The sequence below is a fragment of the Ideonella sp. WA131b genome (assembly GCA_023657425.1).
In the GTDB taxonomy this organism is placed as follows: Bacteria; Pseudomonadota; Gammaproteobacteria; order Burkholderiales; family Burkholderiaceae_C; genus Rubrivivax.
On record JAGTJW010000001.1, the window covers coordinates 1,815,113 to 1,829,817 of the forward strand.

Annotated in this window: 14 protein-coding genes; 10 read left to right on the forward strand and 4 right to left on the reverse strand. The window is 73.5% G+C overall.

Features of this window, described 5'->3' with window-relative positions; translation table 11 throughout:
- Positions 1-53 precede the first annotated feature (53 nt).
- The gene (locus KA711_08335) at positions 54-950 is read left to right on the forward strand and encodes a pirin family protein (GenBank protein ID MCM0608993.1); all 897 of its coding nucleotides are present in this window, start codon (positions 54-56) and stop codon (positions 948-950) included.
- Between the two features lie 46 nt (positions 951-996).
- Here KA711_08335 and KA711_08340 read toward each other — a convergent pair whose 3' ends face one another.
- Positions 997-1,947, reverse strand: a complete 951-nt coding sequence (locus KA711_08340; GenBank protein ID MCM0608994.1) for an MOSC N-terminal beta barrel domain-containing protein — start codon at positions 1,945-1,947, stop codon at positions 997-999.
- Positions 1,948-1,996: 49 nt separating this feature from the next.
- Here KA711_08340 and KA711_08345 point away from each other — a divergent pair, with 49 nt between their 5' ends.
- The 4 genes from KA711_08345 (at position 1,997) to KA711_08360 (ending at position 5,613) form a co-directional block, all read left to right on the forward strand.
- Complete coding sequence (locus KA711_08345) at positions 1,997-3,145, forward strand: FAD-dependent monooxygenase (protein ID MCM0608995.1); 1,149 nt, start codon at positions 1,997-1,999, stop codon at positions 3,143-3,145.
- Between the two features lie 114 nt (positions 3,146-3,259).
- A complete protein-coding gene (locus tag KA711_08350; protein MCM0608996.1) occupies positions 3,260-3,676 on the forward strand; it encodes a DUF3429 domain-containing protein in 417 nt (138 codons plus the stop codon).
- Complete coding sequence (locus tag KA711_08355; protein ID MCM0608997.1) at positions 3,660-4,742, forward strand: DUF3108 domain-containing protein; 1,083 nt, start codon at positions 3,660-3,662, stop codon at positions 4,740-4,742. The genes KA711_08350 and KA711_08355 overlap by 17 nt, the downstream gene beginning before the upstream one ends.
- Positions 4,743-4,821: 79 nt before the next feature.
- On the forward strand, positions 4,822-5,613 hold the full coding sequence (locus tag KA711_08360; protein ID MCM0608998.1) for an enoyl-CoA hydratase: 792 nt from the start codon (positions 4,822-4,824) through the stop codon (positions 5,611-5,613).
- Positions 5,614-6,099: 486 nt separating this feature from the next.
- Here KA711_08360 and KA711_08365 read toward each other — a convergent pair whose 3' ends face one another.
- Both KA711_08365 and lysS read right to left on the reverse strand, forming a co-directional pair.
- On the reverse strand, positions 6,100-6,675 hold the full coding sequence (locus tag KA711_08365; GenBank protein ID MCM0608999.1) for a pyridoxamine 5'-phosphate oxidase family protein: 576 nt from the start codon (positions 6,673-6,675) through the stop codon (positions 6,100-6,102).
- 33 nt (positions 6,676-6,708) lie between these two features.
- Positions 6,709-8,205, reverse strand: coding sequence for a lysine--tRNA ligase (gene lysS / locus KA711_08370; GenBank protein MCM0609000.1), 1,497 nt, complete (start codon positions 8,203-8,205; stop codon positions 6,709-6,711).
- Between the two features lie 103 nt (positions 8,206-8,308).
- Here lysS and KA711_08375 point away from each other — a divergent pair, with 103 nt between their 5' ends.
- Both KA711_08375 and KA711_08380 read left to right on the forward strand, forming a co-directional pair.
- Positions 8,309-9,355: a glycosyltransferase family 2 protein gene (locus tag KA711_08375; protein MCM0609001.1), complete on the forward strand. Its 1,047-nt coding sequence runs from the start codon at positions 8,309-8,311 to the stop codon at positions 9,353-9,355.
- Positions 9,356-9,384: 29 nt separating this feature from the next.
- A complete protein-coding gene (locus KA711_08380) occupies positions 9,385-10,464 on the forward strand; it encodes a glycosyltransferase (GenBank protein MCM0609002.1) in 1,080 nt (359 codons plus the stop codon).
- Here KA711_08380 and KA711_08385 read toward each other — a convergent pair.
- Positions 10,454-11,449 (reverse strand): glycosyltransferase family 2 protein, encoded by a 996-nt coding sequence (locus KA711_08385; protein MCM0609003.1) that lies wholly within the window; start codon positions 11,447-11,449, stop codon positions 10,454-10,456. The genes KA711_08380 and KA711_08385 overlap by 11 nt on opposite strands.
- Positions 11,450-11,561: 112 nt before the next feature.
- Here KA711_08385 and KA711_08390 point away from each other — a divergent pair, with 112 nt between their 5' ends.
- The 3 genes from KA711_08390 to KA711_08400 all read left to right on the forward strand — a co-directional run bounded on the left by KA711_08390 (position 11,562) and on the right by KA711_08400 (position 14,638).
- Entirely contained in the window at positions 11,562-12,860 is a 1,299-nt protein-coding gene (locus KA711_08390) for a hypothetical protein (protein MCM0609004.1), read from the forward strand.
- Between the two features lie 4 nt (positions 12,861-12,864).
- Positions 12,865-13,794, forward strand: a complete 930-nt coding sequence (locus KA711_08395) for a class I SAM-dependent methyltransferase (protein ID MCM0609005.1) — start codon at positions 12,865-12,867, stop codon at positions 13,792-13,794.
- 61 nt (positions 13,795-13,855) lie between these two features.
- Positions 13,856-14,638 (forward strand): glycosyltransferase, encoded by a 783-nt coding sequence (locus KA711_08400; GenBank protein MCM0609006.1) that lies wholly within the window; start codon positions 13,856-13,858, stop codon positions 14,636-14,638.
- The last annotated feature ends 67 nt before the right edge of the window (positions 14,639-14,705 follow it).

Sequence of the window (14,705 nt, forward strand, 5' to 3'; positions counted from 1 at the left end):
CCCGCCAGCGGGCGGGCGAACGGACGCGTCTGGATTTTCCTACACTGCCCCGCATGGCCCTCACGCTCATCCACCCCCATGCCAAAGACCTCGGCGGCGGCTTCGTCGTGCGCCGTCTGCTGCCGGCGGCCGCCCGCCAGGCGGTGGGGCCCTTCCTCTTCTTCGACCACTTCGGCCCGCTGGCCCTGCAGCCCGCCGACAACCACGACGTGCGGCCGCACCCGCACATCGGGCTGGCCACGCTGACCTACCTCTTCGACGGCGCCATGCAGCACCGCGACAGCACCGGCGCCGTGCAGCGCATCGAGCCCGGCGCCGTCAACTGGATGACCGCGGGCCGCGGCATCGTGCACAGCGAGCGCACGCCGGCCGACCTGCGCGGCCGCACCCACACCCGCCATGGCCTGCAGCTGTGGGTGGCCCTGCCCGCGGCCGACGAGGCCATCGAGCCCTCGTTCGCGCACACGTCGGCCGCCGCCATCCCCGAGCTCGAGGTGGGCGGTGCCGTGGTGCGCGTGCTCGTGGGCAGCGCCTTCGACGCCACCAGCCCGGTGGCGGTGCGCTCGCCGACCCTCGCCATCGACATCGCGCTGGCCGCCGGTGACGCGCTGCCGCTGCCGCCGGCCGCCGAGCGCGCGGTCTACGTGGTCGACGGCCCCGTCACGTTGGACGGCGAGCTTGTGCCGCCGTTCACCCTGGCCCTGCTCGCGCCCGGCGACGAGCCCCTGCTGGCCGCCGAGGGCCCGGCGCGCGCGGTGTTGATCGGTGGCGATCCGCTCGGCCGCCGGCTGCTGTGGTGGAACTTCGTCGCCACGCGGCGCGAGCAACTGGCCGAGGCCGCCGCCGCGTGGGCCGCCGGCCCCGGTGCGGCAGGCGATGCCGCGGCGCGCTTTGCCCAGGTGCCGGGCGAGACCGAGTTCATTCCGGCGCCGCCCTTCCCGGCGGCCTGAGCTGTGAACGCAGGTTCACAGCTCAAGAGCAGCGCCGGCTTGGCCTTCAGCCGAAGGCGTGGCGCACCGCCACCGTCTGGCCCGTGCGCAGCACCAGGCCCGCACCGGCCACGACGACGGCGTTGATGCCGAAGGTCAGGCCGCCGCTCATGCGCGGGTCGGCGCGGAAGCCGGCCAGCGTCTGTGCCACGGCGGTGCCGGTGGCGGCCGTGGCGGGGTCGACGTCGGGGATGCTGCAGCGCACGCAGGGCTTCACCAGCCGCAGCGTGGCGATGCCGGCGCCGGTGTCGATGTCGATCTCGTGCAGGTGGTCTTCGTCCCAGGGCGCCAGGCCCTCGAGCACGAGGTTGGCGCGGAAGCGCTCCATGCCCACCGGCGCGTGGCCGGCGGCGGCCAGGCGCTGGTTCAGGTCGGCCAGCGACGCGGCATTGGCCACCAGCAGCGGGTAGCCGTCGCTGAAGGTGTTGGGCGCCTTCAGCGTGCCGGTCCAGCGCTCGCTGCTCAGCCGCTCCTCGTCGGGGTCGAAGCGCACCAGCCGCAGCGCCGCGCCGGCCACCGGGCCGAGGAAGTCGCTGAACCACTGCGCCGCCAGCGCGCCCATGTCCCAGGCCTTGACCACGTCGTCCCACACGCGCACGCGCGTGCGCGCCTCCACGGTGTCGAGCTTGAGGTGCAAGGCCAGCATGCCGGGCGCGCGCAGCACCAGCTCGCCGCCGCGCAGCGTGGGGCGGATGAGCGCCATGCGGGGCCACTCGCGCTGGGTGAGCATGTCGCCGTGGCGGTCGACGACCATCCAGGTGCGGTCGAGGTCGAGGCCGGTGTCGACGAGCTCGGCGCTGTCCAGCGCCAGCGCGCCACCGGACTTGACGGGGTGGATGGCCAGGGCCGAGAGGCGGGCGTTTTGGGCAGGTGACACGGCGTTCACGGCGGAGTGCGGGGGTGGAGCCCGGGGCAGGGCGGGGGCCAGGCGGGGGGTGTGCCCAGCCCGTCGCTTCATTGTGCCTGGGGGCCCTTGCTACGATGGCGGGCTGCCCCGCAAGCACCCGATGCCCGACCCGAAGCCCCAGACGCCCGCAGGCGCCGCCCGCCACGATGTGCTCGTGCGCGGCGGTGGTGCCGTGGGCCTTGCGGCGGCCCTGGCGTTGGCGCGCCAGGGCCTGCGCGTGGCCTTGCTGGCGCCGGCTGCGGCAGCCCGGGCCGAAGACGTGCGCGCCTATGCGCTGAATGCCGCCTCGGTGTCGCTGCTGCGTACGCTCAAGGTCTGGGACGCGCTGCCCGCCGATGCCCGCACCGCCGTGCACGACATGCACGTGCAGGGCGACGACGGCTCGGCAGCGCTGCACTTCTCGGCCTGGGTGCAGGGCGTGCCCGAGCTGGCCTGGATCGTCGACGCGGCCGAGCTCGAGCGCGCGTTGGCCACTGCCGCCGGCTTTGCGCCGCACCTCGAGCAGGTCGCGGCCCCGGTGCCCGCGGCCCTGACGGTGCTGGCCGAGGGCAAGGACTCGGCCACCCGCGCCGCGCTGGGCGTGCACTTCACGCGCCACGGCTATGGCCAGCGCGGCATCGCGGCGCGCCTGCTCGCCAGCCAGCCGCACGTGCAGCAGGCGCGGCAGTGGTTCCGCAGCCCCGACGTGCTGGCGCTGCTGCCGCTGGACCGCCCGCAGCCGGGCCATGGCCTGGGCCTGGTCTGGTCGCTGCCCGACGAGCGCGCCCAGGCGCTGATGGCGCTGTCCGACGCCGCCTTCGAGGCCGAGCTGATGGCCGCCACCGCGGGCGCCGCCGGCAGCCTGTCGCTGGTCAGCCCGCGCCAGCAGTGGCCGCTGGCGCTGGCCGAGGCCAGCGCCGTGCACGGCCCGGGCTGGGTGCTGGTGGGCGACGCCGCGCACGTGCTGCACCCGCTGGCGGGCCAGGGCCTGAACCTGGGCCTGGCCGACGTGGCCGCGCTGGCCGAGGTGCTGGCCGCGCGCCAGGCCACCGAGTCCTGGCGGCCGCTGGGCGACGAGAAGCTGCTGGCCCGCTACGCGCGCCAGCGCCGCGCGCCCACGCAGGCGATGGCGCGACTGACCGATACCCTGCTGCACCTCTTCGCCCACCCCCACCCGCTGCTGCGCCAGCTGCGCAACCGCGGCCTGGCCACGGTCGACCGGCTCGGGCCGCTGAAGAAGCGGCTCACCGCGCAGGCCCTGGGCCTGTGAGCGGCCCGTGCACCCTTCCGTCCTCGAGGCCCTGCCTGCCATGAAGTCCTTTCTGCGTCGCGCCGGCCTGCGGGTCGGGGCCGCCCTGCTGCTGGCAGCCGCGGCGGCCAAGAAGTGAACGCCACCGCGCGCTGGCTGGGCCATGCCGGGCTCGTGCCCTTCGTGGGCGGCACCGCCCTGGTGTGGCTGGTGCAGGGCGAGGCCCGGGTCTACGCGGCGATGGCGCTGCTGGCCTACGCCGCGCTCATCGTCAGCTTCCTCGGCGGCATCCACTGGGGCCTGGCGATGCGCCAGCCCGAACCGCCGCCAGCCACCCTGGCCTGGGGCGTGGTGCCCCCGCTGGTGGCCTGGCCTGCGGTGATCATGCCGGCCTACGCCGGCCTCGTGCTGCTGGGCCTGATGCTGGTGGTGTGCTACGTCGTCGACCGCCGCAGCTACCCGCGCCTGGGGGCCGCGGCCTGGTTGACGCTGCGCTTCCGGCTCAGCGCCGTGGCCTCGATCGCCTGCTTCGTCGGTGCCGCCGGCAGCTGAGAGGCTCCGCCGCGCCGGCCTGGCCACGCTGGTGGTGGCCGTGGCGGTGCTCCACCTGGCCGTGCTGCCGGCCCTGCTGCCTTCCGATTGGCCGGCCCGCCTGGGCGCGGGTGCGGCGGCCGACGTCCGCCCGGCGCGGCTGGCGGTGCAGTTCGTGCAGGTGCTGCAGCCGCGCCAGCCGGCACCGGCTGCGCGCCGCCTGGCCAGCGCGCCTGGCCGGGTGGCCGCGGCGGCCGGGGCCGGCGATGCGGGCCTTGCGGCCCTGCCCGAGCTGCCGCCGCTGCCCGAACGCGCGGCGCTGGCGGCCGTGCCGCTGCCCGCGCCCGCAGCGCCTACACCGCCCGCGGCCGAGGCACCGCGGGCCGCCGCCTCGGCCCCGCCCGACGCCACCGCCTTCGACTGGCCACCATCCACGCGCCTGAGCTACCGCATCAGTGGCGACGTGCAAGGCCCGGTCGAGGGCCATGCCCGGATCGAGTGGCTGCGCCAGGGCCTGCGCTACCAGGTGCACCTTGATCTGACGGTGGCGCTGCTGGCCACGCGCCATGTCAGCAGCGACGGCCTCATCACCCCGGCCGGGCTGGCGCCACGCCGCTACGACGAAGAGACGCGCATCCTGCTGCGCGAGCCGCGCCGCGTGGCCATCGAGCTCGGCCCCGAGCAGCTGCTGCTGGCCGATGGCCGCGTGCTGCCGCGGCCCGAGGGCGTGCAGGACAGTGTCAGCCAGTTCGTGCAGATGACCTGGCTGTTCAACGCCCGGCCGGAGCTGCTGCAGCCCGGGCAGTCGCTGAGCTTCCCGCTGGCGCTGCCGCGCCGCGTGCTGCCCTGGGTCTACGACATCGTGGGCCCGGCCACGGTGGCCACCCCGGCGGGTGAGCTGGCGGCCGTGCACATACGACCCCGGCTGGAGGCCGGCGGCGGCGACCTGACGGCCGAGTTGTGGGTGGCGCCCTCGCTGCAGAACCTGCCGGTGCGCATGCTCATCCGGCAGGGCCCACAGGGCCGCCAGGCCATGCTCGAACTGCTGCTGGAGCGCCTGCCGGAGCAGGCAACCCCGGCGCGCTGAGCCTGGGCCCGACCGGGGCCGCCTTATAGTGCTCCGGCGTCCCTGCGCGGCAGGGCGCTTGACCGCCAGGACCCGACCGATGACCGACGAAGCCCTGATCCTGACCGACCTCCGTGGCGACGGCCCGCGCCGCACCGCGCTCGTCACGCTCAACCGCCCCAAGCAGCTCAACGCCCTGAACGACGCGCTGATGGACCAGCTCGGCGAGGCGCTCCTGCGCTTCGACGCCGATGCCACCATCGGCTGCATCGTCATCACCGGCAGCGAGCGCGCCTTCGCGGCCGGCGCCGACATCGGCGCCATGGCCGACAAGACCTTCGCCGAGGCCTACGGCGGCGACTTCATCACCCGCAACTGGGAGACCCTGCGGCGCATCCGCAAGCCCGTGATCGCCGCGGTGTCGGGCTTCGCCCTCGGCGGCGGTTGCGAGCTGGCGATGCTGTGCGACTTCATCATCGCCGCCGACACGGCCCGGTTCGGCCAGCCCGAGATCAAGCTCGGCATCATCCCCGGCGCCGGGGGCACGCAGCGCCTGCCGCGCGCCGTGGGCAAGGCCAAGGCCATGGACATGGTGCTGACGGCGCGCATGATGGACGCCGCCGAGGCCGAGCGCGCCGGCCTGGTGAGCCGCGTCGTGCCGGCCGACAAGCTGCTCGACGAGGCCCTGGCCGCCGCCGAGGCCATCAACGCCATGAGCGGACCCAGCGTGATGATGGCCAAGGAGTGCGTGAACCGCGCCTTCGAAAGCGGCCTGGCCGACGGCGTGAGCTACGAGCGCCGCCTGTTCCACGCCCTCTTTGCCACCGCCGACCAGAAGGAAGGCATGGCCGCCTTCGTGGCCAAGCGCAAGGCCGAGTGGCAGCACCGCTGAGCGCTGGGTCGCCTACCGTTCGGGCTGAGTGGCAGCACCGCTGAGCGCGGTGCCGTCAACCGTTCGGGCTGAGCCTGTCGAAGCCCTTGCAGCGGGTCGCCGGGCCCTTCGACAAGCTCAGGGCGAACGGTAGAGGGCTCAGGGCACCAGCCAGCGCGCGCCCTCGGCGCAAAAACGCGGGCGGCGGCGTGTGTTGCGAGCGGCGCCTGTTCCACGCCCTCTTTGCCACCGCCAACCAGAAGGTAGGCTTGGCCGGCTTCGTGGCCAAGCGCCAGGACGAGTGGCGGCACCGCTGAGCGGCGGGGCCGTCAACCGTTCGGGCTGAGCCTGTCGAAGCCCTTGCAGCGGGCCGCCGGGCTCGCCAACCGTTCGGGCTGAGCCTGTCGAAGCCCTTGCAGCGGGTCGCCGGGCCCTTCGACAGGCTCAGGGCGAACGGCGGAGGGCTCAGGGCGAACGGCAGAGGGCTCAGGGCGAACGGCAGAGGGCTCAGGGCACCAGCCAGCGCGCGCCGTCGGCGCCAAAGCGCGCGCGGCGGTGGCCGTCGCGGTGCAGCTCCAGCCAGTCGGTGCTCTGCACCTGGCACTCCAGCACGGCAAAGTGGCTGCGGCTGCCGCGGTCGGGCGCGGCCTGGCGGTCATCGCCCAGCGTCGTGCCGGGCGGCAGCGGCGCCAGATAGTCTTGTGCCGCGGGTGTGAGCTGCAACTGCGCCCAGCGCGACGACACCTGCAGCCCGCCGGTGTGCAGCACCAGCGCCACCTGCAGCCGCAGCTGCCAGCCCAGCGCCGCCGACCACAGCACCAGCACACCCTGCGGCCGGCGCTCGGCCTGCTGCGCCTTGGCGCTGCGCGCGTCGGTGTAGACGAGCAGGCGGCGGGCCTCGGGATCGCAGTCGCGCAGCACCACGGTGCGCGCCTCCGGGTGCACGCCGTCGGCCTGGGCCGACACGGTGGCCAGCGTGGCCAGTCGCCAGGCGTGGTCGCGCTCGCGCACCGCGCGCGCAAGCTCGTGCCACAGCGCGGCTTCGATCTCCGGCAGCGCCTGCAGCCGTGCGGGCGCTGCCATGCGCGGTTCAGCCTTCTCGGCGCAAGGCCGGCGTCATGCCGATTCCCGGCGCAGGGCCGGGAACAAGATCACATCGCGGATGCTCGGGCTGTCGGTGATCAGCATGATCAGCCGGTCGATGCCGATGCCGCAGCCGCCGGCCGGCGGCATGCCGTACTCCAGCGCGCGGATGTAGTCGGCATCGAAGTGCATGGCCTCGTCGTCGCCCGCGTCCTTGCTGGCCACCTGGGCGTGGAAGCGGGCGGCCTGGTCCTCGGGGTCGTTGAGCTCCGAGAAGCCGTTGGCCACCTCGCGCCCGGTGATGAACAACTCGAAGCGCTCGGTGATGCTCGGGTTTCCGTCGGCGGCGCGCGCCAGCGGGCTCACCTCGACGGGGTAGTCGATGATGAAGGTGGGCTGCCACAGCTGCGCCTCGACCTCGGCCTCGAAGAGGCCGAACTGCAGCTCGGCCAGGCTCCAGTGCGGCAGGGCCTCTTCGCCCGCGGCCACGATGCGGGCGCGCAGCACCGCCGGGTCGTCGGCCTCGGCTTCCGTGAGGCCCGCGATGGCGATCAGCGACTGCCGCACGCTCAAGCGCGCAAAGGGCTCGTCGAGGTGCACCTCGCGGCCGGCGTAGCTGAGCCGCGCCGAGCCGGTGGCCGCGCGCGCGGCGTGGCGCAGGATGGCCTCGGTGAAGTCCATGAGCTCCACGTGCGTCCAGTACGCGGCGTAGAACTCCATCATCGTGAACTCGGGGTTGTGGCGGACCGAAATCCCCTCGTTGCGGAAGTTGCGGTTGATCTCGAACACGCGCTCAAAACCGCCCACCAGCAGCCGCTTGAGGTAGAGCTCGGGCGCGATGCGCAGGAACATCTCTTGATCGAGCGCGTTGTGGTGCGTGGCGAAGGGCCGCGCGTTGGCGCCACCGGGGATGGGGTGGAGCATGGGAGTTTCCACCTCGAGGAAGCCGTGCTCGACCATGAAGCCGCGGATGGACGCCACGGCCTTGCTGCGCGCCACGAAGCGCGCGCGCGCGCTGTCGTCGGTGGCCAGGTCCACGTAACGCTGGCGGACCTTCTGCTCGGGGTCGGTCATGCCGTGGAACTTGTCGGGCAGCGGGCGCAGACTCTTCACGAGCAGCCGCACGTGGGTGGCGCGGATCGAGAGCTCGCCGGTCTTGGTGCGGAAGAGGGTGCCCTCGCAGCCGAGGATGTCGCCCAGGTCCCAGTGCTTGAACGCGGCCAGCAGCTCGGCGCCGACCGCATCTTGCGTGACGTAGATCTGGATGCGGCCGGAGCCGTCCTGCAGCGTGCCGAAGCAGGCCTTGCCCATCACGCGCTTGAGCATCAGCCGGCCGGCCACCACCACGGCGATGGCCTTGGGCTCCAGCACCTCGTTGGGCTCGCCCTCGTGGGCCTGGTGCAGGTCGGCGGCGTGGTGCTTGGGCCGGAAGTCGTTGGGGAAGGCCACGCCCTGGGCGCGGAGCGCGGCGAGCTTGGCGCGGCGTTCCGCCATCAGGGAGTTGTCGTCGTCGGTCGTCGTCATGCGCATCTCGAAGCCAGGGCGCGATTTTATGGGCGCGGCCTGCGGCCCCCGCCGCCTGCCGGGCCCTGCGTGAAAATGCCTGGGCCAGACCCGCACCCACTGCCTGCGCATGCCCTCGCCCCACGAACACCCGACGCTTGCGACGGGCTGCGCCGTGATCGTGCTCAACTGGAACGGCGCCGATGACACGCTGGAGTGCCTGCGCTCGCTGCGCGACGGCGGCGACCCCTGCCGCGTGGTCGTGGTCGACAACGGCTCCCGCGACGGCTCGGCCGGCCGCATCGCTGCAGAACTGGCCGAACTCGGCGTGCCCTGCGTCCGCTGCACGCCCACTGCGCCCCCGCCGGCCCTGGCCCCGGCCGCGGCCGACGGCTTTGCCGTCTGGCTGCTCGAAGCCGGCGAGAACCTGGGTTTCGCCGCCGGCTGCAACGCCGGGCTGCGCGTGGCGCAGGCCCTGGGCTGCGGCCTCGTGGCTTTTCTCAACAACGACACCGTCGTGGAGCCCGGCGCGCTGGGCCGGCTGGTGGCCCGCCTGGAGGCCGAGCCCGGCTGCTTCGCCACCCTGCCCATGATCACCGTGCACGGCAGCGACCGCATCTGGAACTGCGGCGGCACCCTCTGGCGCATCGGCCTGCGGCGCTACCACCTGGCCGGCCGGCCGCGGGCCGAGGGCGCGCGCCGCGGCGAGATCCGCTGCAGCTTCTTCACCGGCTGCTGCTTCGTCACGCGCACGGCGGCCTTTGCGGCCCGGGGTGGCTTCAGCGAGCGCTTCTTCTTCGGCGAAGAAGACTTCGAGCTCGCGCTGTGGCTGCAGGCGCAGGGCGGCCATGCCGTGTGCCTGCCCTCGGCCGTGGTGCAGCACAAGGTCAGCGCCGCCCTCGGCGCCGCGTCGGCCGCAGCGGCCGACCCGCGGCGCGCGCGCGTGGCCGTGCACTACCTGAACCGCTTCATCCACATGCGGCTGCGCCTGGGCCGTTGGCGCTGGCGGCTGTGGTGCGCCGCCTACCTGCCCTACGTGGCGCTGCTGTTGTGGCGCAGCGGCACGTTGGCGGCGCCGGCCCTGCCCGGCTTCGTGCGGCGGCTGCTGGCCCGTGCCGGCACCATGGACCGCGTGTCGCGCAGCGACTTCGAGGCCGTGATGGCCGGGCGCTGGTGATGCCTGTCGCGCCCGTGCGCCGGCTGCTCATGCTGGCCCCGGCCAGCGTCATCCACACGCAGCGCTGGGCTGCGGCGCTGGCCGGCCGCGGCGTCGAGGTGGTGCTGGCCACGCAGCACCCCGACGCGGCCTGGGCGCCGCCGGCCGGCGTGCGCGTGGTGGCGCTGCCCCATGCCGGCACGGCGGGCTACTTCCGCAACGTGCCGGCGCTGCGCCGCCTGCTGCGCCGCGAGCAGCCTGCGCTGCTGCAAGCCCACTACGCCAGCGGCTACGGCACCACGGCGGCCCTGGCGGGCTTCCATCCCTGGCTGCTCTCGGTGTGGGGCAGCGATGTCTACGACTTCCCGACCGAGAGCCGCCTCAAGGGCTGGTGGCTGCGCCGCAACCTGCGCAGCGCAGACGCCGTCGCCTCCACCAGCGAGGCCATGGCCCGGCAGGTGCGGGCTCTGCTGCCGACGGTCGGCGAGGTCGCCATCACGCCCTTCGGCATCGACAGCGGGCGCTTCGCGCCGCAGCCGCAGGCCCACGAAGGCCTGGTCATCGGCACCGTCAAGACGCTGGCGCCCAAGTACGGCATCGACGTGCTGCTGCAGGCCTTTGCGCGCTTGTCGCGGCGCTGGTCGGCGGACCCCCGCGTGCTGTCGCTGCAGATCGTCGGCGGCGGCCCGCAGCGGGCCGAGCTCGAGGCTCTGGCCCAGGCGCTGGGCATCGGCCCGCAGGTGCGCTTCATCGGGCCGGTGCCGCATGCCGAGGTGGCAGGCTGGCTCAACCGCATGGACATCTACGTGGCCGTCAGCCGACTGGACAGCGAGAGTTTCGGCGTGGCCGTGCTGGAGGCCTCGGCCTGCGCGCTGCCGGTGGTGGTGAGCGACGCGGGCGGGCTGCCCGAGGTCGTGGTGCACAACGAGACCGGCCTCGTCGTCCCAAGGGAGGACCCCGCCTCACTGGCCCAGGCGCTGGAGCGGCTGGTGGCCGACGCCGATCTGCGCCGCGCCTTCGGTGCTGCCGGCCGCAAGCGGGTGCGGCAGCACTACGAGTGGACGCGCAGCGTCGACCGCATGCTGGCGGTGCTGGAGGCCGTCAGCGGCGGGCGCCCGGCTACATCGTGACGAGCAGGTCCCGGGCGACGCTGCGCAAGCCGTCGCTGAAGCGCCCGTAGCGCCCCGCCAGCGCCTCCCGCAGCACGGGCCCCAGCCGCGCGGCCCGGGCTTGCGGCAGGCCGGCCCGCAGCCGCTCGTGGGCGAGCAGCTCCTCGACGCGCCGGGCCCGCTCGGGCCGGACGCCATCACCCAGCGCCTGCACCCGCTGCCAGAGCACCTCGGCCCGCGCGAGCCGGCCGCGGCGGCGCAGGCTGCCGCCGGGCGCCAGGGCGCTGCGCATGGCCTTGAGCCAGGGCACCGGAGACGGCACCCCGATCACATTGGCCCCGTGCTGCCGGTAGTCGATGAGCGCCGACTCGACGACATCCATGCGGCCGACCGTCGCGGCGATGAGGGCCAGCCACTCGTCGTGCCACCACTGGGCAGGAAAGGGCAGCGCCGCCTCGAGCAGGCGCCGCCGGAACAGGGTGGTCGCGCCGGTGACGCAGCTGCGCCGCAGCAGCACGCTCAGGGCGTCGCCCGCATGAATGCGCGCCAGCTCCCAAGGCTGCAGACCGAAGCCCTGGAGCAGCGTCCGGCCCAGCGGCTGCCCCTCGGCGTCGACCAGCCGGGCATCGGAGTGCACCAGGTCGAGGTCCGGCCGTGCATCCATGCAGTCCACCAGCGTGCGCAGGCGGTGCGGCTGCCAGACGTCGTCCTGGTCGCACAGCGCGATCAACTCACCCCTGCACTGGCGCACGGCCTGCTCGAAGTTTGCGCGCGCACCCAGGGGCTGGGCGTTGCGCAGCACCCGCAGCGCGATGGGCCGGGCCGCGTTGCCGCCGGAGCTGGCGTCCAGCAATCGGCAGACGAGCTCGACACTGCCGTCGGCAGAGGCGTCGTCCGACAGAAGCACCTCGTCAGGCGGGAGCGTCTGGGCGCAGATGCTGCGGATCTGCTCCTCCAGGAAGCGCGCGCCGTTGTGGGTGCACAGCGCTACCGAAACCGATGACATGCCGTGCATGCGGAGCGGGGATCGCAGGTGTCGTGGCGGTGGGCGATGGTAGTCGCTCCGTGTGGGGCAGCACCCGAGCCGGCGCTGCCGGGCCCCGATACGATCAAGCCGTATGCAGTTGCCGCAGTCCTGGATCAGAGGCACGGGCCTTGCCTTCTGGCCGGTGCTGGAGTTACTGGCCGTCGTGGCGGCGCAGTTCGTGCTCACGCCGCTGCTGCTGCATCGGCTGGGGCCTGGGCAGTTCGGCGTCTGGGTGCTCGTGCAGAGCACGCTGTTGGCGTGCAGCTTCATGTCGCTGGGCGCCAGCACCGGCCTTCTGCCCGTGCTCTCCGCGGCCGTGCACCGCGGCGACCGTGCCGGCGCCGCCGCCGCCCTGCGGTGGCTGATCCGCCGCACGGCGGTGGTTTCTGCCGCCGTGGTGCTGGGCAGCCTGGTCGCCCTGGGGCTGGGCTTGCTGACGCCCGAGCTCGTCGGCGGTGGCGATCACGCCGGGCTGCTCGTGCTGTGTGCAGTGGCGTGGATGGCGGCCACCGAGCTTGACGGCGCGTTTGCATCGAGCCTCAAGGCCTGCGGACGGTTCGCGTTCGCCGCCCGGCTTGAAACCGCCGCGCGCGGGGCGCAGGTCGCCGTGATCGCGTGGGTGGTCCAGGACGGCAGCCACGCCTTGCTGCCCATCGCGGTGTCGCTGGCCGTCACCCTGGGCAAGCTGGCTTTCCGGCTGTGGGCGCTGCGCCGCGAAGGCTTGCTGGCGCCGATGCCGGCGCCGGCAGCCGGCCCCGCAGGGCAGGTGTCCCGCGACCTGGCGCGCACCAGTGTCTGGTTGTGGATCAGCCTGCTGGGCAGCCTCGTGTTCAATGCCTTCGACCGCTGGTTCGTCGGCGCCTGGTTCGGAGCTTCCGTGCTGGCCGCCTACGCCGTCTGCGTTCAGCTCGCGCAGGTGCCGCACGCACTGGCGGCGGCGGCGGGCCAGGTGCTCGTGCCCTGGGCGGCCCGGCAGGCCGGCCCGGGCGCAGGCAGCCACCGGCGGCTGCTGACGACGCTGGGGTGGACCACCGCGTTGGCTGCACTGCCGTCGCTGCTGCTGCTGCTGATCGTCCAGCCCTTGCTGGGGCTGTGGATCTCGCCGGCCTTCGCGGCGGAGCATGGCGGGCTCGCACGTCAGCTGACGCTCGTCTTCCTGCTGCTGTCGCTCAACGTGCCGGCCTACTTCCTGCTGCTCGGGCTGGGCCATGCGCGGTTCCCGACCATCGTCATCGGGGCCTGCGGCATCTTCTTCGTCGTCGGTGCCATGCTGCTGCCCCGCGAGCTCTCGACCTTCGTCAACCTGAAGGCCCTCTTTGCGCTGCTCTCGCTGGCGCTGCCCCTCGGTTGTGCCCTGGTGCTGCTCGGTCGGGCCCGCACGGCCACCTGACCGCATGAGCCCTTCCCTGCCACACACCGCCACCGCGTGCCGCACCTGCGGCAGTCTGGACACCCTGCCCATCGGCAGGTTGCCCGATGTCGCCGAATTTGCCGGCACCCGGCTCGAACGCCCGCTCGCGGGCGGCTGCCTGCAGCGTTGTGGCGCCTGCGGGTTCCTGTTCCGCACGCCCATCTTCGATGACGACGCCTACCTCTCGCTCTACGCCCAGGGCAGCCCCGAAGTCTGGGAGCCGCGCGACGATCGCGAGGACTTCCGCCTGATCCGCAGCCGCGTCGGCGATGCCCCGCTCGATGTGCTGGACGTCGGCTGCTACACCGGGCATCTGCTGGCCACGCTGCCCAAGCCTTGCCGTCTTTACGGCGTCGAACCCAACGCCGCGGCCGCGGCCATCGCCGAGTCCCGCGGCGTGCGCGTCATCGCCGGGCACTGGCATCAGCTGGCATCCGCCGGCCAGCGTTTCGACCTCATCACCGCGTGCGATGTCATCGAGCACTTCGGCAACCCCCTGGCCTTCCTGCAAGGGCTCGCCAGCCTTCTGCGCGAAGACGGCCGTCTCATCATCACCACCGGCAACGCCGAGGCCTGGCTGTGGCGGCTGCTGAAGGCCCGCTTCTGGTACTGCCAGTACGCCGAGCACATCAGCTTCATCGGGCCGGGCTGGCTCGCGCGGATGGGCGGCCGGGCCTCGTTGCAGGTGACCGAGCTGCAGTCCTTCTCGCACAGCCGGCTGCCGCCGCCCGTGCGGCGGATCAAGACCTTGCTCCGGACTGTGCGGGCCTTTTCCACCGGCACATCGCTGCCGCGACGGCGCCACGCCGCGGCCGACGCGGCCGGCGCGGCCAACGCTGCCGACGCGGACCCCGGTCCGCTCGGGGCGGGCCTGACGAAGGACCACATCCTGTGCGTCCTCAGGCGGGTGTAGAGCCATGACGATCCGCTCATGCTGATCGGGCCGGTGCTTCAGTGCAACGGGTTGTTCCGCCGTGTCTGAGCGCATCCCGCAGACGGCCGAACGATGGACCGATGCCGCCGCGCTCGGTGCCGCGGCCGTGACCGTGGTCACCGTGTGCCGCAATCCCGGCGCGCTGCTCGGGCAGGCCATCGCCAGCGTCCAGGCGCTGCAACGCCCCGATGTCGCGCACGTGGTGATCGACGGCGCCTCCAGCGACGGCACGCTGGCCTGCCTGCGCGCCATGCGCGGCCGGCTCGCGCATTGGCAGAGCGAGCCGGATGCCGGCATCTACGACGCCATGAACAAGGGCTGGGCCCTTGCGGAGGACGAGTCGTACATCCTCTTCCTGGGGGCCGACGACCGGCTGGAATCGCTGCCCTCCGCGGCCGAGCTGCTGCAGGCGCGCAGCCGCGGGGTGGTGTTGATCTACGGCGAGGCGACCGTTGGCGAAACGCCCTTCGTGTCGCGCTACACCGACGAGCTGCGCTTCGGCAACACGCTGCACCACCAGGCACTGCTGGTGCACAAGCGGGCCCATCTGCAGCCGCCGTTCGACCCGCGTTTGCGCGTCTATGGCGACTGGGACTTCAACCTGCGCCTCTGGAAGCAAGGGGCGCAGGCCGAGCACCTGCCTTCGCTGCGCAGTCGGGTGGGGCCGGGCGGTCTGAGCAGCTCCTTGCCGCTCGGCGAGACGCTGCGGGTCGTGCACCGCCACTCGGGCCCGTGGCAGGCCGCCCATCTGGCTGGCTGGATGGCCTGGAAGTGGCTTCGCGCGCTCATGAGGCGGCCAGGCGGCAGGCGCAGCGGCCTGTAGGCGCGTGGGCGGCAGCCATCCAGCCCCGCGCGCGCCCCGCCCTGGGCGAGAATCCGCGCCCACGCCC